This window comes from Amycolatopsis sp. GA6-003, assembly GCF_046267895.1.
Classification (GTDB): domain Bacteria; phylum Actinomycetota; class Actinomycetes; order Mycobacteriales; family Pseudonocardiaceae; genus Amycolatopsis.
Window position 1 is genome coordinate 783,771 of sequence record NZ_CP176499.1, and the last position, 20,927, is coordinate 804,697.

Sequence of the window (20,927 nt, forward strand, 5' to 3'; positions counted from 1 at the left end):
GGCGCGGCCGCCCGGACCCGGTACGATTGTCGGCATCGTCGCACTACAAACCAGTTTCGCGAGGAGTGACTTCCATCCGTGCGCGCTGCGCCATCGCCCGGTGACAGTACCGGGCCGGGTCCCGCCCGACCCGGCTTCCCGCCCGCCGTCCGCTCGGCCGTCCCGGACGGTGCGCCGTGATCCACGTCCTGCTTTCCGTGCTCGGCGTGCTGCTCTTCCTTCTCCTCACGATCGGCACCGGCCTCGCCGTGGCCGCCGAGTTCTCGCTGACCGCGCTCGAGCGCAGCACGGTCGACGCGGATGTCCGCCAGGTCGGTGACAAGCGTTCGCGCACGGTGCAGAAAGCGCACCGCACGCTGAGCTTCCAGCTCTCCGGCGCGCAGGTCGCGATCACCCTCACCACGCTGGTCACCGGTTTCCTCGCCGAACCGCTCATCGGCGACCTGGTCCGCCCGCTGCTCGACGCGCTGGGCCTGCCCGCTTCGGCGGCGTCCGGGGTCGCGGTGGCGGTCGCGCTGGTGCTGGCCACGTTCCTGTCGATGATCCTCGGCGAGATGGTGCCGAAGAACATCGCGATCGCGCGGCCGCTGCCGACCGCGCGCGCGGTTTCCGGCTACCACGCCCGGTTCTCTGCGCTGTTCCGCTGGCTCATCACGCTGATGAACAACAGCGCCAACTTCCTCGTCCGCAAGTTCGGCATCGAACCGCAGGAGGAGCTCCGTTCGGCGCGGTCGCCGCAGGAGCTGGGCTCGATCGTGCGCTCCAGCGCGGAAAGCGGGAAGCTCGACACGTCCACCGCGGAGCTGCTGGACCGCTCGCTGCGCTTCGGCGACCGCACCGCGGACGAGCTGATGACCCCGCGCGTGCAGGTCGAATCGCTCACCGTGGACGACACGATCGACGACCTCATCGACATCTCCCGGCGCACCGGATTCTCGCGGTTCCCGGTCTACACCGAGGATCTCGACGACGTGCAGGGCGCGGTGCACGTCAAGCAGGCGTTCGCCGTCCCGGCCGCCGACCGCGCGACCACCCGGATCCGGTCGGCGATGCGGCCGGTGCCGACGGTCCCGGAATCGCTGCCCGGCGACGATCTGCTGAACCGGCTGCGCGATTCGCGCTACCAGCTCGCGATCGTGGTGGACGAGTACGGCGGCACCGCCGGGCTGGTCACGCTGGAGGACGTGGTCGAGGAGATCATCGGCGACGTCCGCGACGAGCACGACGACCGCGAGGCCCCGGCCGCGCAGCAGCTCGGCGCGGACCGCTGGCTCGTGTCCGGGCAGCTGCGCGCGGACGAGGTCCGCGACATCACCGGCTTCCGGATGCCCGAGGGCGACTACGAAACGATCGCCGGGCTCATCCTGGAGCGGCTCGGCGCCATCCCGGCCGAGGGCGACGCCGTCGAGGTCGACGGCTGGCGGCTCGCGGTCACCAGCATGGACCGGCACCGCGTCGCCGAGGTCCAGGTGCGCCCGGCCGAACGCGAGGTGACCGCGTGAGCGACTGGCTGAACATCGCCCTCGTCGTGGTCCTGCTGCTGGCCAACGCGTTCTTCGTGGGCGCGGAATTCACCCTGATCTCCTCGCGCCGCGACCGGCTGGAAGCGTTGCTGGAGCAGGGGAAGACCCGCGCGCAGACCGTCATCAACGCGAGCAGGCACGTGTCGCGGATGCTCGCCGGGGCGCAGCTCGGGATCACCATCTGCTCGCTGCTGCTCGGCCGGCTCGGCGAGCCCGCGGTCGCGCACCGGCTGTCGGCGCTGTTCGACCTGCTCGGCCTGCCCGACCAGCTGCTGCACCCGATCTCGTTCGCCATCGCGCTGGCGTTCATCACCATGCTGCACGTGCTGATCGGCGAGATGGTGCCGAAGAACCTGGCGATCGCCGAGCCGGAGCGGCTGGCGCTGTGGCTCGTGCCGGTGCACGTGGCGTGGGTGAAGGTGGCGAACCCGATCATCGCCTTCCTCAACTTCGTCGCGAACTCCTTGCTGCGCCTGATGAAGGTGGAGCCGAAGGACGAGCTGGAGACCGCGTACAGCTCGGACGAGCTGGCCGAACTGCTCAGCGAATCGCGCCAGGAAGGGCTGCTCGACCAGTCCGAGCACCGGCGGCTTTCGCAGACGCTGTCGTCGGTCGCCAAGACCGTCGCGGACGTGCTGGTGCCCACCTCGGAACTCACGACGCTCCCCTGCGGCCCGACGCTCGGCGACGTCGAGCGCGCGGTGTCCACCACCGGGTTCTCGCGCTTCCCGGTGTGCACCGACGACGGTTCGCTCACCGGCTACATCCACGTGAAGGACGTCCTGGACCTCGTCGGCCAGGACCCCGGCACGGTGATTCCGGACGACAAGACGCGGCCGCTCACCGAACTCCGGTCGGACGCGCGGCTGGACGTCGCGCTTTCGGCCATGCGCAAGGAAGGCAGCCACCTCGCGCGGGCGCTCGACGCTTCCGGCGCGGCCGTCGGCGTGGTGGCGCTGGAGGACCTCGTCGAGGAATACGTGGGGACCGTGCGCGACGGCACCCACGTGGCGGCATGAGCACGGTCGTGCTCGCCGAGGCGGAGTGGCAGGCCCGGGAGCGAGCGCACGCCGAGCGGATGCGCGCGTGGACCGGGCCGCACCAGGAACGCCGGGCGCGGGGCGAGAAGCATCCCGTGCTGGATTTCCTGTTCACCTACTACTCGCACCGGCCGGGGCATCTCGAACGCTGGCAGCCGGGCCCGGGCGTGGTGCTCGCGGGCGCGTCCGCGCGGCGGTTCCTCGACCGTCCGGCCTACGTCGAGACCGAGGCCGGGGTGCTGCTCGACCCGGCGGCGTTCACCGGCCGCCGGGCGCGCACCGCGGAGTTCGTGCTGAAGCTGCTCACGGCCACGGCGTCCCGCGCGCCGCGGTTGAGCTGCTTCGGGCTCCACGAATGGGCCATGGTCTACCGCGAGCCCGCGGACTCGGTGCGGCACGCGCAGGTCCCGCTGCGGCTCGGCTCGGCCGGGACCGACGAGGTCGTGGAGTCGATGGACATCCGGTGCGGGCACTACGACGCGTTCCGGTTCTTCACCGGCCCGGCGCGGCCGCGGAACACGCTCGCGCCGACGCGGGAATCGCAGGTCGCGCTGGAGCAGCCGGGCTGCCTGCACGCCACCATGGATCTATTCAAATGGGCGTACAAACTCGATCCGTTCGTGCCCGCCGAGCTGGTCGGCGACTGTTTCGAGCTCGCCGCGGACGTCCGTGAACTGGACATGCGGGCCAGCCCGTACGATCTAGCGGACTACGGCTACCGGCCGGTGCCGATCGAGACCGCCGAAGGGCGCGCCTCCTACGCCCGCGCCCAGGCCGGATTCGCCGAGCGGGCCGCGCCGCTGCGGGCCCGCCTGATCGGCCTCTGCCGCGGCCTGCTCGCCGATCCGGCGAAGCCGCCGGATCCCGTGCCGGAGTCGGCCGGCCGCGGAGCCGACAACTCTGCGTAACGGTATTCACTGCAGGTCGCTGGCCTGATAGAGTGATAACGGTTCGATTGCATAACTGAGCGTGTTGTGCATGTCACGAAAGGACAACGATGGGGCGTCACAGCCTGCCCGAGGAGCCGGTGCCGCACCCTCTCGATCCGCCGAAGCGGCCGGCCGGCCGCAGCGAGACGACCGGGTCGCACCGGATCGTCGCCAAGAAGGCGCCTCGCCGGCGGATCGCGAAGTGGCCTCTCGTGGCCCTCGGGTTCGTGGTGCTGGCCACGCTCGGCGTGGTCGGCTGGAACTGGGCCGACAGCGTGCTCAACAACCGCGCCGAGGCGCAGGCCGCGAGCTGCAACGGCGGCCGCACCGACATCCGGATCGTGGTGACCCCGCAGATCACCAAGCCGGTCGAGGCCGCGGCGGCGCGCTGGAACCAGGACCTGACGCAGGTGCACGGCAGCTGCGTGCACGTGGCCGTGCAGAGCAAGCCCGCCTCCGATGTACTGAACGCGCTCACCGGCAAGTCCTCGCTCGACGCGATCGGCGGCCTGCCCGACGGCTGGATCCCGGAATCGTCGTACTGGATCGCCCAGCTCTCGAAGGCCAAGCCGGACGTCATCGGCTCCCCCGCGATGCCGATCGGCTCCGGCCCGCCCGCGGACTACCCGTTCGTCGGCCTGTCCGGGAAGACGATCGACGAGGTGCAGCAGCGCGGGACGCAGAGCTTCCGGGCATTCCTGAAGGAACCGGCTCAGCTGGCCGACTTCGCGGCGGCGGGCATCCGCGCTTCCTGACACCGGCACCGGCACCGCCCCCGCCCGCGTCTGGGCTGGGGCGGTGTCGCGCATCCGGGCCAGCCAGGCGCGCCACCTCACCGCGCCCTGGCCGAGCGGACCGCCTGAGCCACCTCGCCGTCAGCGCGGGCTTGAGCGCCTCGGGCGTCGTGAGTGCCTATCGCGGTTCTAACCGGCAGAGGCACTCACGACCCCGACTGCACGCCGCCGCCCCGCTCCGCGTCCCCCCGCTCAGGAGTCGAGTTCGGCCAGGGCCAGCAGGTCGTCCTCGGCCAGTTCGAAGTCGAACACGTCCGCGTTCTCCCGGATCCGCGACGGCGTCGCCGATTTCGGGATCGCGATGATGCCCTGCTGCAGGTGCCAGCGCAGCACGAGCTGGGCGGGCGACTTCCCGTACTTCGCGGCCAGCGCCGTGATCACCCGGTCGTTCAGGTGCCTGCCGCGGGCCAGCGGGCTCCACGCCTCGGTCGCGATGCCGTGCTCGGCGTGGAACTCGCGCAGCGGGGCCTGCTGCTGCCACGGGTGCAGTTCGACCTGGTTGACCACCGGCACCACGTCGGTCTCGTCGAGCAGGCGGCGCAGGTGGTCGATGCCGAAGTTCGACACGCCGATCGCCCGGACGCGGCCCTCGTTCAGCAGCAGTTCCAGCGCGCGCCAGGTTTCGACGTAGCGGTCCAGCTCCGGGTTCGGCCAGTGGATCAGGTACAGGTCGACCGGGCCGAGGCCGAGGGCTTCGGCGCTGCGGTCGAACGCGCGCAGGGTGTTGTCGTAGCCGTGGTCGGTGTTCCAGACCTTCGTGGTGACGAAGACCTCCTCGCGCGGCAGCCCGGACTCCCGCACCGCCGCGCCGACCTCGGCCTCGTTGCCGTACATCGCGGCGGTGTCGAGGCTGCGGTACCCGGCTTCGAACGCCGTCGCGACGACCTTGCCGACCTGGTCGGGCCGGACCTGGTACATGCCGAGTCCGAGCTGCGGGACGGTGACCGAGTTGTTCAGCGTGAGCAGGGGCGGCACAGCCATGCGGCGATCCTCACTGCGGTGTTCTCGGGGACGGGTCTCCTGGCGAACACCGCAGATCTTGCCACTCCCCGGCCGCCGCTGCCGTCACCCCCCGCTGGGCACCCCCGAACGGACCGCCGCGGTCACCCGGGCGGCCCGTTCGGCCACCGCGTCCGCGCCGGCCGCGAAACCGTTTCGGGCTTCGGCCGCGACGCATGCGGTCGTCGCCGAGGAACCGGCCATTTCCGCCGCCGCGGCCACGTCCGGCAGCGCGCGAGAGTCCACAGTGGACAGCAGGCGTTCCGCCACCCGGACCACCTCCCCGGCCGCGGCGACCACGTCCGCGGCGGGCTGGGCGCGGTCGGGCACGTCGTGCGTGACGGCGTGCGCGTCGATCTCCGCCAGCCGCAACGCGTGCCGCGTCAGGTGGTCCGCTTCGGTGTCGCCGCCGGCCGCCCGGCTCAGCAGCGCCGCCGCCTGGGCGAGCGCGAGAGCCGCGACCGTCGCCCCGGCCGGAGCCGCGACCGCGGGCCGGGCGAGGGTGTTCAGGAAGTCGCTCACGATCTGGTCCCGCATGGCCGATCTCCTTCTCGCTCAGCGCCGGATGCGCTCCATCCCGGGGTCGACCAGCGGTTCCGCGGCCACGGTCGCGGAGACTCGCCGTCCGAAGTACTCGATCTCCACCGGGTCGCCGATCTCCGTCGTGCCCGGCAGCCAGGCGTAGGCGATGGGGCGGCCGATCGTGTAGCCGTAGGCGGCGCTCGTGACGTAACCCGCTGGGGCGCCGCCGACGAACACCGGTTCCTTGCCCAGCACGATCGTCCGGCCGTCGTCCACGGTGAGGCAGCGCAGCCGCCGCGCCGAGGTTTCTTCGCTGCGGCCCTCGATGGCTGCCCGGCCGACGAACTCGCCCTTCGCCGGGCGCACGGCGAACCCGACCCCGGCCTCGTACGGGTCGTGTTCGGTGGTCATGTCGGTCCCCCACAGCCGGTAGCCCTTCTCCAGCCGGAGGCTGTTGAACGCGCCCCGCCCGGCCGCGATCACGCCGAGCGGCTGCCCGGCGCGCCACAGCGCGTCCCACAGGCGCTGGCCGTTGTCCGCGGAGGTGTAGATCTCCCAGCCGAGTTCGCCCACATAGGACAGCCGCAGGATCGTCACCGGCACCCCGGCGATCCGGGCGCGGCGGCCGCGGAAGTACTTGAGCCCGGTGTGCGAAAGGTCTTCCGCCGACAGCGGTTGCACCAGGTCCCGGGCGAGCGGGCCCCAGACGCCGAGGCAGCAGGTGCCGCCGGTCGTGTCGACCACCCGGACGCCTTCCGGAGCCCTGCTGCGCAGGTACGCGACGTCGATGTTGCCGTTGATGCCGGCCTGGAACAGCTCCGGTCCCAGCCGCGCCACGGTGATGTCGCTGCGGACGCCGCCCGCGTCGTCGAGCATCAGCGTGTACGTCACCGAGCCGACCGACTTCGCCAGCTGGTTCGTCGTGAGCCCTTGCAGGAATTCCAGCGAACCCGGTCCGCTGACCTCGACCCGCTTGAGCGGCGTCATGTCGTACAGCGCGACGCCGTTTCGGGTGTGCCAGGCCTCCGCCGCCACGATCGGCGAATGGAACTGCCCGGCCCACGCGTCGCGCGCGGGCGGGAGGAAGTCGTGCGGCAGGTCTTTCAGCAGGGACGCGTTGGCCTCGAACCAGTGCGGCCGTTCCCAGCCGCCCGCTTCCAGGAACACCGCGCCCAGCTCCCGCTGGCGCGCGTGGAACGGGCTGACCCGCAGGTCGCGCGGCGAAAGCCGGGGCTGCAGCGGGTGCAGCACGTCGTAGATCTCCACGAAGTTCTGCTGCGCGGTTTCGCGGATGTACTCCGGGGCGAGCTGGACGTCCTCGAACCGGTGCACGTCCAGCTCGTGCAGGTCGGTTTCGGCGCGGCCGTCCACAATAGACTCCGCGACCGCCTTCGCGATGCCCGCGGAATGCGTGACCCAGATGGCTTCGGCGATCCAGAATCCGCGTACTTCACTCGATTCGCCGACCAGCGAACCGCCGTCGGGGGTGAAGGAGAAGATGCCGTTGAAGCCCTCCTCCGCCTTGGTCTGGCCGAGCGCGGGCAGCAGGAGCTTGCTTTCCTCCCACGACGGCGCGAAATCGTCCTCGGTGAACGGCAGCATCGAAGGCATCGCGGACGCGGTCACCGCGCCGGGTTCGGCGAACTTGTCCACCGGCATCGGGCGGTGCGCGTACGAGCCGATGCCGAGCCGGTCGCCGTGCTGGCGGAAGTAGAGGTCCTGGTCCTGGTGCCGCAGGATCGGCAGCGCCGGGTGCGCCGGGTCGGCCCCGGCCAGCTCGGCGAGCTGGCCCGTCTTCGCGTACTGGTGCGCGAGCGGGAGCAGCGGCACGGTCATGCCGGCCATCTCGCCGATCTCCCGGCCCCAGAACCCGGCGCAGGACACCACGATGTCGGCCGGGATCACCTCGCCGGCCGTCTGGACGCCGGTGACGTGCCCGTGCGCCTGCTCGATGCCGGTCACCCGCGTCGAGCCGACAAACCGCGCGCCGCGCGAGGAAGCCCGTTTGATCAGCTCGTCCACCGCCCGCGAGGCGACGGCGAGCCCGTCACTCGGGACGTACAACGCGCCAAAGATGCGGTTCCGGTCGAGCAGCGGCCAGCGGCGGACGCATTCGTCCGGGTCGATCAGCCGCGCTTCGACGCCCCACGACGTCGCCCAGCCGTGCTTGCGTTTCAAGTCCTCCCACCGCGCCGCGGTACTGGCCACCTCCATGCCGCCGACCTGGTGGAAGCAGCCGAGGTCGAGCAGTTTCGCGACGGTGTAGCCGGCGAATTCCGTCATCGCCTTGGAGGGGTTGGTCTGGAACACCAGTCCCGGCGCGTGCGACGTCGAACCGCCGGTCAGCGGCAGCGGGCCCTGGTCGAGCACGGTCACGTCGGTCCAGCCGCGCAGGGTCAGCTCGTCGGCGAGGTTCGCGCCCACGATTCCGGCGCCGATGATCACGACACGGGTCATGAGAACTCCCTGGGATAGGTCAGCGGAAGACGACGGTCCGGTTGCCGTTGAGGAGCACGCGCCGCTCGCAGTGCCAGCGCACCGCGCGGGAAAGCGCGAGGGCTTCGGCGTCGCGGCCGACGGTCGCGAGCGCGCGCGGCGAGTGCGAATGGTCGACCCGCTGCACCTCTTGTTCGATGATCGGGCCCTCGTCGAGTTCGGGAGTCACGTAGTGCGCGGTCGCGCCGACGTACTTCACGCCCCGGTCGTAGGCCTGCGCGTACGGTTTCGCGCCCTTGAACCCGGGCAGGAACGAATGGTGGATGTTGATCGCGCGGCCCTGCAGTTTCTGGCACAGCTCGTCGGAGAGGACCTGCATGTAGCGGGCGAGCACGACGAGGTCGATGTCGTGTTCGCGCACCAGGTCGAGCAGCCGCTGCTCGGCCTCCGGTTTGGTCGCCGGGGTGACCGGGATGTGCACGAAGGGCAGCCCGGCGGCCTCGGCCATCGGGCGCAGGTCCTCGTGGTTCGACGCGACGAGGGCGATTTCCGCGCCGAGCGCGCCCGCCCGCCAGCGGAAGAGGAGGTCGTTGAGGCAGTGCCCGGCCTTGGAGACCATCACCAGCAGCCGGTCCGGGGTGCGGTCGGAGAACCGGTACCGCATGGCGTAGTCGCGGGCGACGAGGTCGAATTCGCGGGTGAGATCGTCCGCTGTGGCCGGTCCGGCGCAGGTGAATTCGGTGCGCAGGAACAGTTCCCCGTGCACGTCGTCGTCGAACTGCTGATGCTCGACGATGTCGCAGCCGTTGCTCACGAGGAACGTCGTGACGGCGTGCACGATCCCGGAGCGCTCGGGGCAGTGCAGGGTCAAGGTGAACTGGGTCAAGACTCCTCCTCTCGGTACTCCAGCGCCGCGTCGGCGAGCCAGGCGGCGAAATAGGGGGCGAACGACTGGCGCACGAGGACGGTGAATTCGTCCGCTTCCCGCACCAGCAGGACGATTCCGGTGCGCGCGTACCGCGTCTGGACGCAGGTGCCCGGCGGCGCGGCCTTGGGGTGGAGGTCGAGCGCGCAGCCGTGCGCGAGGACGTCTCGGGCCGCCGGTCCGGCCAGCTGCACCGTGGTGCGTTGCGCGGACACGTCGGTCACCGCGCCGACGGTGATGGCTTCCCGCAGCGCGGCTTCGGTGCCTTCGGGAGCGCCGAGCACGAGGTACTCGTCGGGGCCGAGCCACAGGACGTCGCCGATTCCGCTGGTGAACCGGCAGGCCTCTGGGAGCGCGGTGCCGAGCACGGCCGCCGCGGCGTCGTGGCCCTCGCGGAGGCGGACGTTCAGCTGCGAAACGAACGGGCGCTCCTCGGCGAGCACGGCTGGTGCGCAGCTGGCGAGCAAGCCCGCGTGCTCCGCGAGCGGAGACAGGGTCTTAGCCGTCACGGCGGGTCCCCTCCTTGTCGTAGAGCACGGATTCGGTCACCGTCACCGGCACCACCTCGTCGCCGACCGGGACGTACAGCGTCTCCCCGATCCGTTCCCGGCCGGAGCGGACGAGAGCCAGCGCGAAGGTGCGGTTCAGCGTGGCGCTCGGGTAGCTGGACGTGACGTGTCCGAGCATGCGGACCGGCGGGCGCGGCACGTGCGCGGTCTCGATGATCTGCGCGCCCTCCGGCAGCAGCACGGTCGGATCGACCGGCAGCAGCCCGACGAACTGCTTGCGGTCCGGGCGCAGGTTCTCCGCCCGGGAAAACGACCGTTTGCCGAGGAAGTCGGCCTTCTTCTTGGACACCGCCCAGCTCATGCCGAGGTCCTGGGGAGTGACCGTGCCGTCGGTGTCCTGGCCGATGATCGGGTAGCCCTTCTCCGCGCGCAGGACGTGCATGGTTTCGGTGCCGTACGGCGTGATTCCCTGCGCGGCCAAGGCTTCCCAGAGCGCCAGGCCGTACCAGGACGGCACGTTGATCTCGTAGGCCAGCTCGCCGGAGAAGCTGATCCGGCATACCCGCGCGGAGATCCCGGCTACCTCGGCGTCGCGCCAGGTCATGAAACCGAAGGCCTCGTTGCTGACGTCCAGCTCCGGCGCGAGCCCGGCCAGCACCGCGCGCGAACGCGGGCCGACGAGCGCGACGGTGGCCCAGTGCTCGGTGACAGACGTGGCGAACACGCGCAGGTGCGGCCACTCGGTCTGCAGCCACTCCTCCATCCAGTCCAGCACCATCGCGGCGTTGCCGGTGGTCGTGGTGACGAGGAAGCGGTCCTCGGCCACGCGGATGACGGTGCCGTCGTCGATCACCATGCCGTCGACCCCGCACATCACGCCGTACCGGATCCGGCCGACCTTGAGCGTGCTCATCAGGTTCGTGTACAGCAGGTCGAGGAATTCGGCGGCGTCCGGGCCTTGCACGTCGATCTTGCCGAGGGTGGAACCGTCCATCATGGCCACGTCGGTGCGCGCGGCAATGCATTCGCGGCGGACCGCCTCGGGCAGGTCCTCCCCCGGCCGCGGGTAGTACCACGGTCGCTTCCACTGGCCGACGTTCTCGAATTCCGCGCCGTGTTCGACGTGCCAGGAATGCAGCGCGGTGACGCGGACCGGGTCGTGCAGCTCGCCGCGGTTCCGGCCGGCCAGCGCGGCGAAGGCGACCGGCGTGTACGGCGGGCGGTAGGTGGTCGGGCGGCGGTCCGCGAGGTCGGCGCCGAGGGCTTCGGCGGTGATCCCGGCCGCCAGCATCCCGGAGGTTTTGCCCTGGTCGTGCGCGGTGCCGATGGTGGTGTAGCGCTTGACGTGCTCCAGCGAGGCGAGGCCCGCGCCGGTCGCGCGGAGGACGTCGGAGACGGTCGCGTCGCGCTGCAGGTCCACGAACCGGGTGTCCACTTCGGACTCCGGACCGGGGATCTGCCATGCGACGGCCGGAGCCAGCTCGCGCGGCCGGGCGTCGGAGACCGGGAGCGGGATTTCCGCGGGTGCTTCGCCCAGGGCCTTCGCGGCGGCGGCGCGGCCTTCGCGCACGCAGCCGGCGAAGTCGAAAGTGCCGTTCGCGCTGCCTGCCACGCGTGCGGTCGGGAGATCGCCGTCCGGGAGATACGCGCCGAGCGCGGGTTCGTAGCGCAGAGCACCGCGTTGCTGGCTGAACAGGTGCACTGCCGGGGTCCAGCCGCCGGAGACCAGGAGCGTGTCGCAGGGAATCAGTTCCCCGCCAACGCGCACGCCGGTGATGCGCTCGGTTCCTTCCGTGCCAGTGACCGCCGCGCCGGTGCGGACTTCGATGCCCCGTTCCGCACAGGCGGCGGCCCAGTTTTCCGGAGCGGCCGGGCGGACGTCGACCACCAGCGGGATTTCCACGCCCGCGTCGGCGAGGTCGATCGCGGTGGCGTAGGCGGAATCGTCCATCGTGAACACGACGGCGCGGCGGCCGGGGACGACGCCGTACCGGTGCAGGTACGTCCGTGCGGAGTTCGCGAGGAGGAGGCCGGGGCGGTCGTTGTCCGGGAACACGATCGGGCGTTCGTGCGCGCCGGTCGCGAGCACGGTCTGCCGCGCGCGGATCCGCCACACGCGCTGCCGGGCCGCGCCGGACGTGCGGTGCTGCAATGCCAGGACGAACCCGTCGTCGTAGGCGCCGAACGCGGTGGTCCGGTCGAGCACGTGCACGTCCGGGGTCGCGCGGAGTTCGTCGGCGATCGCGCGCGCCCATTCGACGGCGGGCTTGAGGTCGACGTACTCGTTCGAGCCGAGCAGCGAACCGCCGGGCTCCGGCTGGTCGTCCACCAGCACGACCCGCGCTCCGGCCCGCGCCGCCGTCACGGCCGCGACCAGACCGGCCGGCCCGGCTCCGACCACCAGCACGTCACAGTGCAGGTGCTTCGCGTCGTACCGCGCCGGGTCCGGTTCGGTCGCCAACCGGCCCTGGCCGGACAGGCTGCGCGCGACCAGGCCGTCGTACAGCTCGACGGTGGTGGCGGTCCGCATCGGCTCGGGGAACGGCTTTTCCAGCTGCACCACCGCGTTCGGCTCTTCGACGCCGGCCGCCATGATGCCGCGCGGGCGGCCGAGCTTGACGCTCCGAGCGACCTGGTGCACGCCGTTGGCGAGCAGCGCGGACGCGAGCGTGTCTCCGGGGTGGCCGGTGAGTTCGCGGCCGTCGAAGGCGAACCGGAGCAGGGTGTCGCGGTCGACGTGGCCGCCGCTGGGGAGGCGGAAGGTCATGGGATCACCGGCCGGGGTTCGTCGAGGCGGTAGACCGCCGCGAATTCGTGGGTGCGGGTGTCGCGGACAGCGTTGAACCAGCGGCGGCAGCCCGCGCTGTGCGACCAGCGCTCGGCGAGCGGGCCGCTCGGGTTGGCGCGGAAGAAGAGGTACTTCGCCCACTCCTCGTCCGACAGCGCCGCCGGGTCCTGCGGGTACGAGACATGGGCTTGGCCGCCGTAGTGGAACTCGGTCTCCTCGCGGGGACCGCACCAGGGGCAGGGAATCAGCTGCACAGTGGCTCCTAATGCGCGACGGCGGCGGCGCCGTGCTCGTCGACGAGCGCGCCGGTGGTGAACCTCTCGAGGGTGAACGGTTCGGCGTACGGATGCGGCTTGCCCTTCGCGACGGTGTGCGCGAAGCAGTCGCCGACGCCCGGCGTGGCCTTGAAACCGCCGGTCCCCCAGCCGCAGTTGAGGTACAGGTTCTCCACCGGGGTCAGCCCGATGATCGGCGACGCGTCCGGGGTCACGTCGACGATGCCCGCCCAGGTCCGCAGCAGGTGCGCCCGCGCGAACACCGGGAACAGCTCCAGCGCGGCGGCCATCTGGTCCTCGATGATGTGGAACGCGCCGCGCTGGCCGTAGCCGGCGTAGGAGTCGATGCCCGCGCCCATCACGAGTTCTCCCTTGTGCGCCTGGGAAACGTAGACGTGCACGGCGTTCGACATGACCACCGTCGGGTGCACCGGTTCGAGCAGTTCCGACACGAGCGCCTGCAGCGGATGCGACACCAGCGGCAGGTCGATCCCGGCCATCTTCGCCAGCACCGAACTGTGCCCGGCGGCGCACAGCGCGACCTTCCCGGCGGCGATCCGGCCCCGGCTGGTTTCGACCGCGACCGCCTTGCCGTCGCGCGTTTCCAGGCCGGTCACCGCGCAGTTCTGGATCAGGTCGACGCCCAGCGCGGCCGCCGCGCGGGCGAAACCCCAAGCCACGTAGTCGTGTTTGGCGATCCCGGCGCGCGGCTGGTAGGTCGCGCCGAGCACCGGGTAGCGCACGTCCGGCGAGGTGTTCACGATCGGGCAGAGTTCCTTGACGCCGTCCGCGTCGACCCATTCCGCGTCGATCCCGTTGAGCCGGTTGGCGTTCACCCGGCGCACGCTGTCGCGGACGTCCTGCAGGCTGTGCGCGAGGTTGAGCACGCCGCGCTGGCTGAACAGGATCGGGTAGCCGAGGTCTTCCTCGAGGCCCTCCCACAGTTTCAGCGAGTGCTCGTAGATGCCGGAGCTTTCGTCCCACAGGTAGTTGGACCGGATGATCGTGGTGTTGCGGGCCATGTTCCCGCCGGCGAGCCAGCCCTTCTCCAGTACCGCGACGTTCGTGATGCCGTGCACCTTGGCGAGGTAGTAGGCGGTCGCGAGGCCGTGTCCGCCGCCGCCCACCACGACGACGTCGTACGCGCGCCGCGGTTCCGGGTCCCGCCACAGGAAATCCGGGTGCTCCGGCAGGTCCGCACCCGGCGGACGAGGCTGGTCGGTCGTGGTCATTCCGGCTGGCCTCCCGTATCGGACAACTGGTCGACTACTGATATATCAATCTTCGCTGTAGAGTAGGGCGGGTGAGCACCCCGGTCAACCACGTCATCCCGGCCCCCGCCCCGTCGCTGGCCGAACGCGCCTACGAGTTCCTGCGCGACCGCCTCGTCATGCTCGACATCAAGCCGGGCGACCCGATCAACGAGGAATGGGCGGGCAGCGTGCTCGAGATGGGCCGCACGCCGATCCGCGAAGCGCTGAAACGCCTGGAAACCGAACGCCTCGTGGTGGCGTACCCGCGCCGCGGCACGTTCGCCACCGACGTCAACATCTCCGACCTCGCGCACATCTCCGAGGTCCGGCGCACCCTCGAGCCGACGGCCGCCGCGTCCGCCGCGACGCGGGCGAGCGACGAGGACCGCGCCCGGCTCGTCGCCCTGCGCGATCAGCTGGATTCGGCCACGCCGAGGGAAAACGCCGAACTGCTGCGCACCGACCTCGAACTCCACCGCGCGATCTACCGCTGCGTGCACAATCCGTTCTTCGAGGACACGCTGATCCATTACGACAACCTCGCCACCCGGATCTGGTGCGTGTTCCTCCCCCGGCTGCGCGGGATGGCCGGGCACGTGGACGAGCATTCGCCGCTGCTGACCGCGATCGTCGAGGGGGACGCGAAGAAGGCGGCGGCGCTGACGCTCGACCACGTGACCGGTTTCGAGGAGGCGATCCGGGCGCTGATCTAGTCCCCGGCCTTCGCGCGCACCCAGGCGTGGAACTCGCCGATGTGGTGTTCGCTCGGCACCAGCACGCCGCCGCGGGCGTACGCGCGGGACCCCATCGCCTGCTGGCAGCGTTCGCACGCCTCGAAATCCTGCTGGTTCACCCGGTGGAACAGCTCCACCGACCGGTCGAGGTCCGCGCCCGATTCCACGACCTCCGGCAGGTACAGCCAGTCGCAGCGGACCAGGGTGCGGTCCGGGGCCAGCGGGAACATCCGGTGCACGATCACGTGGTCGGGCACCAGGTTCACGAACACCTGCGGCCGGATCGTGATCGCGTAGTACCGGCGGTCCTGGTGCTCGCCGACGCCGGGCAGCCGCGGCAGGCCGTCGCCGCCGTCCACAGTGAACCCGGTGACGTCCGCGCCGAATTCCGCGCCGTGGCCGACGAAATACTGCGCGGCGTATCCGTCGGCGAACTCCGGGAGCACCTCGGTGAGTTCCGGATGGATGGTCGCGCAGTGGTAGCACTCCATGAAATTCTCGATGATCTGCTTCCAGTTCGCGCGCACGTCGTACTCGATGCGCCGGCCCAGCGCGAGACTCTCGATGCCGTAAGCCTCGATTTCGCCCGGGCCGCCGAGCCGTTCGCTCACGTCGGCCATCACCGTGTCGGCAAAGGACGGTGCTTCTTCGGCGAGGCAAACCCAGGCGTAGCCGAGCCATTCGCGCAAATGCACCTTCGTGAGGCCGTATTCGACGCGGTCGACGTCCGGCATGCCGGTCAAATTCGGTGCGGCGACGAGCTTTCCGTCGAGGCCGTAGGTCCAGGCGTGGTACATGCACTGGAAAGCGCGCTTCACCGAACCCTTTTCGTCGGTGCACAGCCGCGCGCCGCGGTGCCGGCACACGTTCAGGAACGCGCGCAGCGCCCCGTCCCGGCCGCGGGCGATCAGCACGCTTTCGCGGCCGATCTGCACGGTCTCGAACTGGCCGGGCGACGGCAGGTCGGCGCTGCGCACCGCGCAGAACCACCCCGCTTCGAAGATCCGCTCCTGCTCCCGGGCGAAGATCGCCGGGTCGGTGTAGTGCGGCCCGGGCAGAGTCGGCAGCAGGCTCTGCGGGAGGTCGATAGCGGTCACCGGCAGGGCTCCTCTCGAACACGGTCGAAGTTGCGTATTACGCGTCTTGTTGCCCTCTCCGGAACAAGATGAGGCCCGGCCGGGGCGCTGTCAAGCACCCTTCCCGGTGCCGCACCCGTTCGCCGGAACCGCCTTCGACCACGGCTTTCACCCGGAACGGCGCTCCGAAAAACTCCACCCCGGAACCTCTTGACGGCGCCCCTTCCGCGCGCTCAGACTCTGTTGCGTATCACGTTTGGTGTTCCTCAATACGCAACAATCCCCAGCTTCGGAGGAATCAATGCTGCGCGCGTGCACTGTGGACGAGCTGCCCCCGGGCGAGTCCGTCCGGATCGCGGGGCCGGAGCCCATCGCCGTCTTCAACGCCGACGGCGAGCTGTATGCGATCGGGGACACCTGCACCCACCAGGACGCGTCGCTGGCCGACGGCTGGCTCGAAGGCTGCTTCGTGGAATGCCCGCTGCACGCGGCGCTGTTCGACCTGCGCACCGGGATGCCGTCCTGCCTGCCCGCCAAGCAGCCGGTGCGCACCTACCAGGTGCGGGTCGACGACGGCGTGATCTACGTGCTCGCCGACGCCGCCGAGGACGCTGCGTGAAAACGGTCGCGATCGTCGGCGCTTCGCTCGCCGGCGCCCGCGCCGCGCAGGAGCTGCGCGCACAGGGGTTCGACGGTCGCGTGGTGCTGATCGGCGAGGAGCCGCATCTCCCCTACGACCGGCCGCCGCTGTCGAAAGCCTTCCTGGCTGGTACCGCGTCGCGGGAGTCGCTGGACCTGCTCGACGCCGACGACCTCGCCACGCTGGACGTCCGGCTCGGCACCCGCGCGGAGCGGCTCGACCCGTCGACCGGCCGCGTCGTGCTGTCCGAGGGCGAGCTGGAGGCGGACGGCGTCGTCCTTGCCACCGGCGGACGCGCTCGCGCCTTGCCGGGGACGGAATCCCTTGCCGGAGTTCATGTTCTGCGCACTGTGGACGACGCACTCGCGCTGCGCGAGGAACTGGTTCCCGGTGCGCGCGTGGTGATCGTCGGAGGCGGGTTCATCGGGGCTGAGGTGGCTTCGACGGCCAACGCTCTGGGCCTGGACGTCACCGTGCTGGAGGCATTGCCGACGCCGATGGCCCGCGTACTGGGTTCGGAACTTGGCGCGGTATGCGCGCGTCTGCACGGGCGGAACGGCGTCACCCTGCGCTGCGGCGCTTCAGTGGCCGGGCTGTCGACGCTCGACGGCCGGGTCACCGGGGTACAGCTGGAAACCGGGGAGATTCTGCCCGCGGACGTGGTCGTCGCCGGAATCGGCATGGTTCCGGCCGACGAATGGCTTGCCGGCTCCGGGCTGGCGACCGGCAACGGCGTGCATACGAACGCCGGCCTGGTCACTTCGCTGCCGAACGTGGTCGCGGCGGGCGATGTCGCGGCGTACGGCCCGGCAGGCACCCGGCACGAGCACTGGACCAACGCCACCGAACAGGCCTCGGTCGCGGTCGCCAATCTGCTGGCCGGGCAAGTGGTCCGGGAGTACGAGCCGAGCGGCTACGTCTGGTCCGATCAATACGCCGGGACGATCCAGCTCGCCGGGCATCCCGCCCCCGGCGACGAGGTGCGCTTCGCCGAAGGCGGTCCGGACGACGAATCCTTCCTCGCCACCTACCACCGCGACGGCCGGACCGTGGCGGTGTTCGGGCTCAACAACCCGAGGGGGTTCGGCCGCCTGCGCCGGCAAGCGCTGCGGCGGCCGGCGCCCGTCGGGTGATCAGCGCACCACCTGGACCACGTCGCCCGGCTGCAGCGTGTTGTAGAACGCCACCGCGTCGGCGTGCGACAGGTGGACGCAGCCGTGCGACTGGACCTTCAGGCTGCCCTGGTGGAACGCGACCCCGGTAGTGGTGAAGAAGACCGAGTACGGCATCGGGCCGTTGAACTGCTTGCTGTAGTGGTCGATGTCCTTGTACTGCACGCGGAACGTGCCGACCGGGGTTGGGTACTTGGGCTTGCCGACCGTGACGGGCACGCCGCCGCGGGTGACCTTGCCGTTGTCCATCAGCCACGCCGTGTTAGACGACAGCTTCAGGCACGCCTTCGCCTGGGGCCCGCACGGCGGTCCCGCCGCCTCCGCGGTGGCCGCGAATCCGATCGTTGCCGCCATCGCGGCGACACTGGCCAGCACTGCGGTGAGTTTCCGGTTCATCCTGTGCCTCCCCGAGATGGTCGTATATTGGATCTTTCCCAGAGAGGACAGTTTTAAACCAAAAATGCGCCCATGTGGGTGAGCCCTAACGAGACCGCCACGCCAGCGGCTCCATCGCCAGCGCGGCCTCGGCGACCCGCCGGGCCGTATCAGTGAAAAGCCCGGCCTGCGCCGACGCGAGCCATTCGTCCACTGTGGATACTCCGGTCGCGCGGTATTCCAGTGCCTGGAAAAGCATCTCGAGTTTGTCGGCGTCCTTCGCACACCGCGCCTCGGGCGACTCGCGCGTTTCGTACTCGTCTACCGCCGTCTGCACGGTTTCCGCCGACGCACGCGGCAAGCCCGCCGTCTGGTCCGCGGTGATCGCACGCGGTTCCGGCTTCGTCAGGTACGGCGCGGCGGTGTGCGGGAGGTCGCCGGTGCGGGTCTCCTGCGTGTCGTGCCACAGCGCGAGAAACGCGGCGCGCTCGGGGTTCGCACCCTCCTCGGCAGCGAGCAGCGCGGCCAGCTGCGCCGCCCGGAGGCTGTGCTCGGCCACCGATTCCGGGTCGCGGACCCCCGCCTGCCACCAGCCCGCGCGGCGGACCCGCTTGAGCACCCCCAGCTCGAATCCGAACGCCGCCAGGCCGTCCATTCCGCGGTCCCCTTCCCGATCCCGTGCCGTTTCCCATGCCGTCTTCCCTGCCGGAGCCTACGGGCCGTGGCATGCTGCGCGGACAGCCGCTTCTTCCGCAGGAGGCCCCGTTGAGCACTGTGCTGGTCGAACACGACGGTCCGGTCACCACCATCGGCATCAACCGGCCGGAACGCCGCAACGCCGTCGACCGGGCCACCGCCGAGGCGCTGGCCGACGCCTTCCGGGACTTCGACGCTTCGGACGCCTCCGTCGCCGTGCTGTACGGCGTTGGCGGGACTTTCTGCGCGGGCGCGGACCTCAAGGCGGTGAGCGAGGGCCGCGGCAACCGCACCGAACCGGACGGCGACGGCCCGATGGGGCCGACCCGCCTCCGGCTGCGCAAGCCGGTGCTCGCGGCGGTGTCCGGGCACGCCGTCGCGGGCGGACTGGAACTGGCGATCTGGGCCGACCTCCGGATCGCCGACGAGACCGCGGTGTTCGGCGTGTTCTGCCGCCGCTGGGGCGTCCCGCTGATCGACGGCGGCACGGTCCGGCTGCCGCGGCTGATCGGCCGCGGCCACGCGCTCGATCTGGTGCTCACCGGGCGGCCGGTCGGCGCGGAGGAAGCGCACCGGATCGGATTGGCCGACCGCGTCGTGCCGTCCGGGCAGGCTTTGCCCGCCGCGATCGCGCTCGCCCGGGAACTCGCCGCGTTTCCGCAGACGTGTTTGCGAGAGGACCGGGCGGCATTGCTGGAGAACGAGTCGTTGAGCGAGGAATCCGCACTGGAAAACGAATCCCGGCACGGGATTCAGTCGCTGCGCTCGGATGCCCTTGCGGGAGCCTCCCGTTTCGCCGAGGGCGAGGGAAGACACGGATCGTTCGGGCGTTAGTCCCGTCCGATTACCGTTGCACAGCAAGGCATATACCCGCGTCCAGGCAACCGGGGACCGCATGCGGGCATACCTCGCATCCGGCACGAGGCCGCCTTTTCCGGCCCGCCGGACGCGCTTTTCGTAGTAGGCCGACCGAGTGAAACCGCACGCGAATCCCTTTCGGTTTTTTGCGCACCCGTCACCATTACCTGCGACGACCGTTCATTCTCGCGGCCGCATTCGGCGCCGCACTGGTCGAGCGCACGAGAAATTCGCTAACCGCACGTAGCGCCCAGGTGCTCGGCATCGATACAGATACAAGGCCGGGCGCCGAAGCGCGCTCGCACGGCCCTCGCGGCCGTTCGCACCGCCCGCCTCCACAACACAACCCCGCCCCCCGACCCGTCGCCGGCAGGCTCCCCGCCGGCGGACTCCGACCACCCGGCCTGACGAGGCCGGGCAATCGGTGCTTCCCGCCTCCGGATCCGGCCGCGCCCGCGTGCTCTCCCGCGCCTGTCCCCGCCGAGCACCAGACCAGAACCGAGGTTCCTCCATGACGTCGAACATCGAGCGTTCCAGCTCCTCGCCGTCGGACGACACCGCCGCGAGCCCGGCCGCCGGGCCCTGCTGCCGCCTCCGGACCGCGAGCCGCGGCACCCGCGCCGAAAGGGCCCGCCCGCGCAGGCTCTCCGTCGTCATCCCCGCGCTCAACGAACGGGTCAACATGCCGCGCGTGCTGGCCACGATCCCGCACTCCGGCCTCGCGGCGCTGGGCTACGAGACCGAGGTGCTCGTGGTCGACAACGCCTCGACCGACGGGACCGGCGACGTGGCCGCCGCGCTCGGCGCCCGGGTGATCCGGCAGCCGCTGCGCGGGTACGGGCACGCCTACCACGCGGGGTTCGCCGCGGCGACCGGCGACGTGATCGCCACCGGCGACGCGGACTGCACCTACCCGTTCGACCACCTTCCGGGACTGCTGGCCACGCTGGCCGAGCGGCAGCTCGATTTCCTGTCCACCAACCGGCTCGGCCGCGAGAACCGCGACGCGATGAAGCCGTCGCACCGGATCGGCAACCGGGCGCTGACGCTGATCAGCCGGTTCTTCTTCCGTTCGCCGTTCCGGGATTCGCAGTCCGGGATGTGGGTGTTCCGCCGGCACGTCTGGCGCCACCTGGACATCCGCTCCGGCGGGATGCCGTTCTCGCAGGAAATCAAGAACGACGCCTACGTCCGCGGTTTCCGCTGCGGCGAAACGCCGATCGAGTACCGGATTCGCGGCGGCGACGTGAAACTGCACGCCGTGCGCGACGGCCTGCGCAACCTCGCGCAGCTGGCCGCCCACCGGGCGCGCACCGCGCGGGGGCCGGCGAACGCGCTCTGCGCGGGCGAGGCCGAATGCGTCCTGGCGATGGCGGACTGAGC

Annotated in this window: 20 protein-coding genes; 9 read left to right on the plus strand and 11 right to left on the minus strand. The window is 70.8% G+C overall.

Annotated features, from left to right (window positions below):
- Nucleotides 1-176: 176 nt before the first annotated feature.
- The 4 genes from F9C12_RS03735 to F9C12_RS03750 all read left to right on the plus strand — a co-directional run bounded on the left by F9C12_RS03735 (nucleotide 177) and on the right by F9C12_RS03750 (nucleotide 4,247).
- A complete protein-coding gene (locus F9C12_RS03735; protein WP_409180574.1) occupies nucleotides 177-1,502 on the plus strand; it encodes a hemolysin family protein in 1,326 nt (441 codons plus the stop codon).
- Nucleotides 1,499-2,542, plus strand: a complete 1,044-nt coding sequence (locus F9C12_RS03740; RefSeq protein ID WP_409464740.1) for a hemolysin family protein — start codon at nucleotides 1,499-1,501, stop codon at nucleotides 2,540-2,542. The genes F9C12_RS03735 and F9C12_RS03740 overlap by 4 nt, the downstream gene beginning before the upstream one ends.
- Nucleotides 2,539-3,471 (plus strand): 3-methyladenine DNA glycosylase, encoded by a 933-nt coding sequence (locus tag F9C12_RS03745; protein WP_409464741.1) that lies wholly within the window; start codon nucleotides 2,539-2,541, stop codon nucleotides 3,469-3,471. Before F9C12_RS03740 ends, F9C12_RS03745 begins: the two co-directional genes overlap by 4 nt.
- Before the next feature lie 89 nt (nucleotides 3,472-3,560).
- The gene (locus tag F9C12_RS03750) at nucleotides 3,561-4,247 is read left to right on the plus strand and encodes a hypothetical protein (RefSeq protein ID WP_409180577.1); all 687 of its coding nucleotides are present in this window, start codon (nucleotides 3,561-3,563) and stop codon (nucleotides 4,245-4,247) included.
- 231 nt (nucleotides 4,248-4,478) lie between these two features.
- On the opposite strand, the gene F9C12_RS03755 is transcribed toward F9C12_RS03750, so the two are convergent.
- The 8 genes from F9C12_RS03755 to F9C12_RS03790 all read right to left on the minus strand — a co-directional run bounded on the left by F9C12_RS03755 (nucleotide 4,479) and on the right by F9C12_RS03790 (nucleotide 13,972).
- Complete coding sequence (locus F9C12_RS03755) at nucleotides 4,479-5,267, minus strand: aldo/keto reductase (RefSeq protein WP_409464742.1); 789 nt, start codon at nucleotides 5,265-5,267, stop codon at nucleotides 4,479-4,481.
- 84 nt (nucleotides 5,268-5,351) lie between these two features.
- Complete coding sequence (locus F9C12_RS03760) at nucleotides 5,352-5,822, minus strand: hypothetical protein (RefSeq protein WP_409464743.1); 471 nt, start codon at nucleotides 5,820-5,822, stop codon at nucleotides 5,352-5,354.
- An 18-nt stretch (nucleotides 5,823-5,840) separates the two neighbouring features.
- A complete protein-coding gene (locus tag F9C12_RS03765; protein ID WP_409464744.1) occupies nucleotides 5,841-8,264 on the minus strand; it encodes an FAD-dependent oxidoreductase in 2,424 nt (807 codons plus the stop codon).
- Nucleotides 8,265-8,283: 19 nt separating this feature from the next.
- Nucleotides 8,284-9,129: a formyltetrahydrofolate deformylase gene (gene purU, locus F9C12_RS03770; protein ID WP_409464745.1), complete on the minus strand. Its 846-nt coding sequence runs from the start codon at nucleotides 9,127-9,129 to the stop codon at nucleotides 8,284-8,286.
- Nucleotides 9,126-9,677, minus strand: a complete 552-nt coding sequence (locus F9C12_RS03775; RefSeq protein WP_409464746.1) for a sarcosine oxidase subunit gamma — start codon at nucleotides 9,675-9,677, stop codon at nucleotides 9,126-9,128. Before F9C12_RS03775 ends, purU begins: the two co-directional genes overlap by 4 nt.
- On the minus strand, nucleotides 9,667-12,444 hold the full coding sequence (locus tag F9C12_RS03780) for a 2Fe-2S iron-sulfur cluster-binding protein (protein ID WP_409464747.1): 2,778 nt from the start codon (nucleotides 12,442-12,444) through the stop codon (nucleotides 9,667-9,669). Before F9C12_RS03780 ends, F9C12_RS03775 begins: the two co-directional genes overlap by 11 nt.
- On the minus strand, nucleotides 12,441-12,719 hold the full coding sequence (locus tag F9C12_RS03785) for a sarcosine oxidase subunit delta (RefSeq protein WP_409464748.1): 279 nt from the start codon (nucleotides 12,717-12,719) through the stop codon (nucleotides 12,441-12,443). Before F9C12_RS03785 ends, F9C12_RS03780 begins: the two co-directional genes overlap by 4 nt.
- A gap of 8 nt (nucleotides 12,720-12,727) precedes the next feature.
- Nucleotides 12,728-13,972 carry a sarcosine oxidase subunit beta family protein gene (locus F9C12_RS03790; RefSeq protein WP_409180585.1) on the minus strand — a complete coding sequence of 415 codons (1,245 nt, stop codon included), beginning with the start codon at nucleotides 13,970-13,972 and terminating at the stop codon, nucleotides 12,728-12,730.
- A 71-nt stretch (nucleotides 13,973-14,043) separates the two neighbouring features.
- Between F9C12_RS03790 and F9C12_RS03795 the strand changes: the two genes are divergently transcribed.
- Nucleotides 14,044-14,706: a GntR family transcriptional regulator gene (locus F9C12_RS03795; protein WP_409464749.1), complete on the plus strand. Its 663-nt coding sequence runs from the start codon at nucleotides 14,044-14,046 to the stop codon at nucleotides 14,704-14,706.
- Here F9C12_RS03795 and F9C12_RS03800 read toward each other — a convergent pair.
- Nucleotides 14,703-15,824: an aromatic ring-hydroxylating oxygenase subunit alpha gene (locus F9C12_RS03800; protein ID WP_409464750.1), complete on the minus strand. Its 1,122-nt coding sequence runs from the start codon at nucleotides 15,822-15,824 to the stop codon at nucleotides 14,703-14,705. The two genes, F9C12_RS03795 and F9C12_RS03800, sit on opposite strands and share 4 nt — an antisense overlap.
- 280 nt (nucleotides 15,825-16,104) lie before the next feature.
- Between F9C12_RS03800 and F9C12_RS03805 the strand changes: the two genes are divergently transcribed.
- On the plus strand, nucleotides 16,105-16,422 hold the full coding sequence (locus F9C12_RS03805) for a bifunctional 3-phenylpropionate/cinnamic acid dioxygenase ferredoxin subunit (protein WP_409180588.1): 318 nt from the start codon (nucleotides 16,105-16,107) through the stop codon (nucleotides 16,420-16,422).
- The gene (locus F9C12_RS03810) at nucleotides 16,419-17,576 is read left to right on the plus strand and encodes an NAD(P)/FAD-dependent oxidoreductase (RefSeq protein WP_409464751.1); all 1,158 of its coding nucleotides are present in this window, start codon (nucleotides 16,419-16,421) and stop codon (nucleotides 17,574-17,576) included. The genes F9C12_RS03805 and F9C12_RS03810 overlap by 4 nt, the downstream gene beginning before the upstream one ends.
- Here F9C12_RS03810 and F9C12_RS03815 read toward each other — a convergent pair whose 3' ends face one another.
- Both F9C12_RS03815 and F9C12_RS03820 read right to left on the minus strand, forming a co-directional pair.
- The gene (locus tag F9C12_RS03815) at nucleotides 17,577-18,011 is read right to left on the minus strand and encodes a L,D-transpeptidase (protein ID WP_409180590.1); all 435 of its coding nucleotides are present in this window, start codon (nucleotides 18,009-18,011) and stop codon (nucleotides 17,577-17,579) included. It lies immediately after the preceding gene.
- Nucleotides 18,012-18,096: 85 nt separating this feature from the next.
- Nucleotides 18,097-18,645, minus strand: coding sequence for an HD domain-containing protein (locus F9C12_RS03820; RefSeq protein ID WP_409464752.1), 549 nt, complete (start codon nucleotides 18,643-18,645; stop codon nucleotides 18,097-18,099).
- Between the two features lie 71 nt (nucleotides 18,646-18,716).
- On the opposite strand from F9C12_RS03820, the gene F9C12_RS03825 reads away from it, so the two are divergent.
- Both F9C12_RS03825 and F9C12_RS03830 read left to right on the plus strand, forming a co-directional pair.
- The gene (locus tag F9C12_RS03825) at nucleotides 18,717-19,520 is read left to right on the plus strand and encodes a crotonase/enoyl-CoA hydratase family protein (RefSeq protein ID WP_409464753.1); all 804 of its coding nucleotides are present in this window, start codon (nucleotides 18,717-18,719) and stop codon (nucleotides 19,518-19,520) included.
- 535 nt (nucleotides 19,521-20,055) lie between these two features.
- The gene (locus tag F9C12_RS03830; RefSeq protein ID WP_409180593.1) at nucleotides 20,056-20,925 is read left to right on the plus strand and encodes a glycosyltransferase family 2 protein; all 870 of its coding nucleotides are present in this window, start codon (nucleotides 20,056-20,058) and stop codon (nucleotides 20,923-20,925) included.
- Nucleotides 20,926-20,927: the final 2 nt, after the last annotated feature.

Excerpts from the sequence above, each read along its gene's own strand:
- F9C12_RS03765 (WP_409464744.1), bottom strand. The coding sequence starts at position 8,264 with ATGACCCGTGTCGTGATCATCGGCGCCGGAATCGTGGGCGCGAACCTC.
- F9C12_RS03755 (WP_409464742.1), bottom strand. The coding sequence starts at position 5,267 with ATGGCTGTGCCGCCCCTGCTCACGCTGAACAACTCGGTCACCGTCCCG.
- F9C12_RS03815 (WP_409180590.1), bottom strand. The coding sequence starts at position 18,011 with ATGAACCGGAAACTCACCGCAGTGCTGGCCAGTGTCGCCGCGATGGCG.
- F9C12_RS03790 (WP_409180585.1), bottom strand. The coding sequence starts at position 13,972 with ATGACCACGACCGACCAGCCTCGTCCGCCGGGTGCGGACCTGCCGGAG.
- F9C12_RS03745 (WP_409464741.1), top strand. The coding sequence starts at position 2,539 with ATGAGCACGGTCGTGCTCGCCGAGGCGGAGTGGCAGGCCCGGGAGCGA.
- F9C12_RS03805 (WP_409180588.1), top strand. The coding sequence starts at position 16,105 with ATGCTGCGCGCGTGCACTGTGGACGAGCTGCCCCCGGGCGAGTCCGTC.
- F9C12_RS03830 (WP_409180593.1), top strand. The coding sequence starts at position 20,056 with ATGACGTCGAACATCGAGCGTTCCAGCTCCTCGCCGTCGGACGACACC.
- F9C12_RS03760 (WP_409464743.1), bottom strand. The coding sequence starts at position 5,822 with ATGCGGGACCAGATCGTGAGCGACTTCCTGAACACCCTCGCCCGGCCC.
- F9C12_RS03820 (WP_409464752.1), bottom strand. The coding sequence starts at position 18,645 with ATGGACGGCCTGGCGGCGTTCGGATTCGAGCTGGGGGTGCTCAAGCGG.
- F9C12_RS03825 (WP_409464753.1), top strand. The coding sequence starts at position 18,717 with ATGCTGCGCGGACAGCCGCTTCTTCCGCAGGAGGCCCCGTTGAGCACT.
- F9C12_RS03750 (WP_409180577.1), top strand. The coding sequence starts at position 3,561 with ATGGGGCGTCACAGCCTGCCCGAGGAGCCGGTGCCGCACCCTCTCGAT.
- F9C12_RS03780 (WP_409464747.1), bottom strand. The coding sequence starts at position 12,444 with ATGACCTTCCGCCTCCCCAGCGGCGGCCACGTCGACCGCGACACCCTG.